1 pseudogene is annotated in these 990 nt (G+C 73.6%); it reads right to left on the bottom strand.

The annotated features are described in order from the left end of the window. Positions 1-942 (bottom strand): annotated as a pseudogene (locus Q0789_RS16575) (IS5 family transposase); the annotation flags it as partial. Positions 943-990: the final 48 nt, after the last annotated feature.

The raw sequence follows: 990 nt of genomic DNA, 5'->3' as shown, positions 1-990 counted from the left end.
TTGAGCCAGGTGAGGATGGCGGCCAGGACGACGCCGCCGCGGTAGACCAGGGCGAGCTTGTCGTAGCGGGTGGCCAGGGCCCGCCAGTGCTTCATGCGGTTGAAGGAGCGCTCGACGGTGTTCCGGCGCTTGTAGAGGTCGGCGTCGTAGGTCACGGGGCGCCCGCCGACTGACCCTCGCTTGGTGCGGTGGGCTTGCTGGTCGCGGGGCTCGGGGATCACGGCCTTGATACCGCGGGCCCGGAGCAGGGCCCGGGCGCCTCGGGATGAGTAGGCCTTGTCGGCCAGGACCGCGTCGGGTCGGGTGCGGGGGCGCCCCGGGCCCAAGCGGGGGACGCGGAGGGCGCCCAGCAGCACGGGCAGCATCGGTGAGTCGCCGGCCTGCCCAGCGGTCACGACCAGGGCCAGGGGGCGGCCGTGGCCGTCGACGGCGGCGTGGGTCTTGGTGCTCAGCCCGCCGCGGGAGCGCCCGATCCCGTGGTCATCGGGTTCACCAGGCCAGCCCCGGTCGGCTTCGGCGTCCGGTTCGTCCTCGCGGGCGGCCTGTTTCTTGTCATTCGGTGGTGCCCCCCGTGTGCTCTCCGGGCGTCGAGTCCGACCTCGCCACGGTGGCGGCGTGCTGGTGGGTGCGGACCACGGTGGAGTCGATGCTGACGGTCCAGTCCAGGTCTCCGGCCGCGTCGGCGCGGGCGTGCAGGGCGGTCAGGACCCGGTCCCAGGTGCCGTCCATCACGTAGCGGTGGTGGCGCTTCCAGACCGTCTGCCAGGGCCCGAACCGCTCGGGAAGGTCGCGCCAGGCCAGCCCGGCCCTGTAGCGGTGCACGATGCCCTCGACGACCTGCCGGCGGTCACGGAACGGGCGCCCCGGGCGCCCGTCGCTACTGGGCAGCAGCGGTTCGAGCACCGCCCACGTCGCGTCGTCGATCTCAGCTGTGCGACTCACCCCGCCAGCGTGGCCCCGGCCTACCTCACCGGTAGGGAGACACGCCCT

Origin of the sequence: uncultured Pseudokineococcus sp. (genome assembly GCF_947499845.1) — a bacterium.
GTDB lineage: Bacteria > Actinomycetota > Actinomycetes > Actinomycetales > Quadrisphaeraceae > Pseudokineococcus.
The sequence above is the reverse complement of the archived record's forward strand: the minus strand, read 5'-3'. Positions and strand labels throughout refer to the sequence as shown.